The following is a 2,303-nucleotide window of genomic DNA, read 5'->3' on the forward strand; positions in this document are numbered from 1 at the left end:
GCCGCCGGTTCCCCGCCACCAGCACAGCCGCGGCGGTCCGCGGCGGCGAGCTGCTGGCGTCGACCACGACCTGGCAGCCGTCGAGCGCGGCAGCGAGCCCGGCCCCGGTGGTGAGATCCACCTGGTACTCGGGCGCGTGCCTGCTGAGCACGCGCACCTCGTGCCCGCGCTCGCTAAGCTCCGCTGCTACCCGGCGGCCCAGCGTCCCTGTGCCACCGGCAATGGCGATCCTCATGGTGCTAGACGACATACCCACGCTCTCAGTTGTACATAAACGTACGCCAGCGTACAATTTTCCTATGGCAGTCATGACCGTAAGTGAAGCCAGGGCGGCGCTGCCGGAGGTCCTCAACCGGGTCGCCGACGGCGAGGAGATCACGATCACCAGGCACGGCCATCCGGTAGCGGTGATCGTCCGCCCGGACGTCCTACGGAGTCGGTCCCGCGCCGCAGACCTGCTAGACGAGGCCGAGCGGCTGAACGAGATGCTGCGCGAAGCCGAGAAGATGCCGCTGTCAACCGGTGGCATCAGTGCTGAATACGCGGAGGAACTGATCGCCGAGATCAGAGAGGGCCGTGACAGCCGATAGGGAGCCCCGTGGACGCCTTCGATGCAGACGCACTGATCTACGCCGCCGTTCCCGGCCATCCGCTGGGCGAACGGGTAGCCGCCCTCTTCCCGGCGGGTCCTATTGACGGCAGTGGTCCGAAGGTCGGCGTCGGTTCTGTGCTGCTGCTCCCCGAGGTTCTCAGCAAGCCGTTGCGCGACGGCGACGAGGAAGCCGTACGCACGCTCAGCCGGTTCCTTGTCAGGCTCGACCTGCGGCCGGTCGATCAATTGACTGCAGTGCAGGCAGCCGTCCTCGGCGCCAAGTACAAGCTGCGCGGACCGGACGCCACCCATCTGGCCGCGGCGATCGCCATGGGTGCCACCCGGTTCATTACGAACAACAGCAAGCACTTCGGCCCGTTCATCAAGGAGATCGACGTCACCTTCCCCGCCGACCTGCCAGGGCCTGAGACTGCCGGCTAGGCCGGGCAGGTCCAGTCTTCCGGGCTGAGCAGCATGTCGGTGTCGTCGCTGTCCGGGGACGGGAAATGGACCCGGAGCGTGAACGCGTACGGGGTCGGGCCGTGCGCGCGCAGGTGCTTCACCCGCTCCTCGGCCTCGTGGACGGTGGGGATGTGGCCGCGGGGAATCCACCACAGCGCGGTGTACGCCTCTTTCATCGGCTCGAACCACTGGCGCCGCCGACGCAGCACGGCGATGTGCGCTGGCCCGTACACGTACGCGCCGAGGGCCTCGACCGACTCCCACACGGACATGTTGATCAGGATGCCGCCGTCGGCGCCCTCCGCGTCCTGCTCGAAGGCGCGAATCGCCGTCGCGTTCCCGTCTTCGGTCTGCAGCCGCCACACGAACCCGGGCGCCGCGTCCGCGACCGCGTTCACCGAGTCGAGCGCCGCCACGAAACCCGCGAGCCGACGGCTATCCAACGGCGCGGTCAACCGCCCGATGTTCACCTGCGCAAGCACGTAGTCCACCCGCCGATCGTCGCACACTTCCCCATCGCGCTCGGCAGCATGCCGGCGGAACCAGGCCCGGCACGATCTCCGGCTGGGGCGTCAGCGAAGACGGTGCCTGCTGATCACCGCAGGTACGACGCGCCGTTGAGGTCGAGCACCGACCCGGAGGCCCACGCGGCCTCTGGCGAGGCGAGGTACACGACCGCCGCCGCGACCTCCTCGGGCAGCGCGACCCGGTCGAACGGGCTCTGCGCCCTGATCAGGTCGCCCGCCGGGGTGGCGAGCTCTTCGACGGTCATGTCCGTCGCCACGTACCCAGGCGCCACCGACGCCACGGTGATGCCGTGCGGCGCGAGCGCAACCGCCAGCGACTGGCCGAACGCGTGCAGCCCCGCCTTGCTCGCCCCGTACGCCGGATGTGCGGGCTCGCCGCGGAAGGCGCCGCGCGACCCTACGTTCACGACCCGCCCGCCGCGTTTTTTCATGTGCCGTACCGCGCACCAGGTCGTGTTCGCCGCCCCGGTGAGGTTGACGCCGAGCGTGGTGCGCCACGCGTCCTGCCACTCCTCGTACGAGGTGGCGGTCACCGGGTGCGGCAGGTAGACACCGGCGTTGTTGACCAGCACGTCAAGCGCGCCGAGCCTCTCGGCTGCCTCGTCGACCATCGCACGGACCGCCTCGGCGTCCGCCATGTCCGCGCGGACCACGGCGTGTCCCTCGCCAGGCAGCCCGTCCCGCACCGCCTGCGCCGCGTCGGCGGCGTCCCGGTAGTGCAC

Annotated in this window: 5 protein-coding genes; 2 read left to right on the top strand and 3 right to left on the bottom strand. The window is 69.8% G+C overall.

The genetic code is table 11. The features are described from left to right. Nucleotides 1-235 (bottom strand): SDR family oxidoreductase (locus tag WA805_RS13480; RefSeq protein WP_425242503.1); only part of this gene is annotated, 235 nt, incomplete at its 3' end. A 73-nt stretch (nt 236-308) separates the two neighbouring features. Between WA805_RS13480 and WA805_RS13485 the strand changes: the two genes are divergently transcribed. Both WA805_RS13485 and WA805_RS13490 read left to right on the top strand, forming a co-directional pair. Next, nucleotides 309-590, top strand: coding sequence for a type II toxin-antitoxin system Phd/YefM family antitoxin (locus WA805_RS13485; RefSeq protein WP_422289223.1), 282 nt, complete (start codon nt 309-311; stop codon nt 588-590). A gap of 8 nt (nt 591-598) precedes the next feature. Beyond that, on the top strand, nt 599-1,033 hold the full coding sequence (locus tag WA805_RS13490; protein ID WP_422289225.1) for a type II toxin-antitoxin system VapC family toxin: 435 nt from the start codon (nt 599-601) through the stop codon (nt 1,031-1,033). Here the strand turns inward: WA805_RS13490 and WA805_RS13495 are convergent. Together WA805_RS13495 and WA805_RS13500 are read right to left on the bottom strand one after the other, a co-directional pair. Next, nucleotides 1,030-1,545, bottom strand: a complete 516-nt coding sequence (locus tag WA805_RS13495; RefSeq protein ID WP_422289226.1) for a DUF3291 domain-containing protein — start codon at nt 1,543-1,545, stop codon at nt 1,030-1,032. The two genes, WA805_RS13490 and WA805_RS13495, sit on opposite strands and share 4 nt — an antisense overlap. Nucleotides 1,546-1,649: 104 nt before the next feature. Continuing rightward, nucleotides 1,650-2,303: SDR family NAD(P)-dependent oxidoreductase (locus tag WA805_RS13500; RefSeq protein ID WP_425242504.1), on the bottom strand; the 654-nt coding region annotated here is incomplete at its 5' end.

The organism is Trebonia sp. (assembly GCF_049794275.1).
GTDB lineage: Bacteria > Actinomycetota > Actinomycetes > Streptosporangiales > Streptosporangiaceae > Trebonia.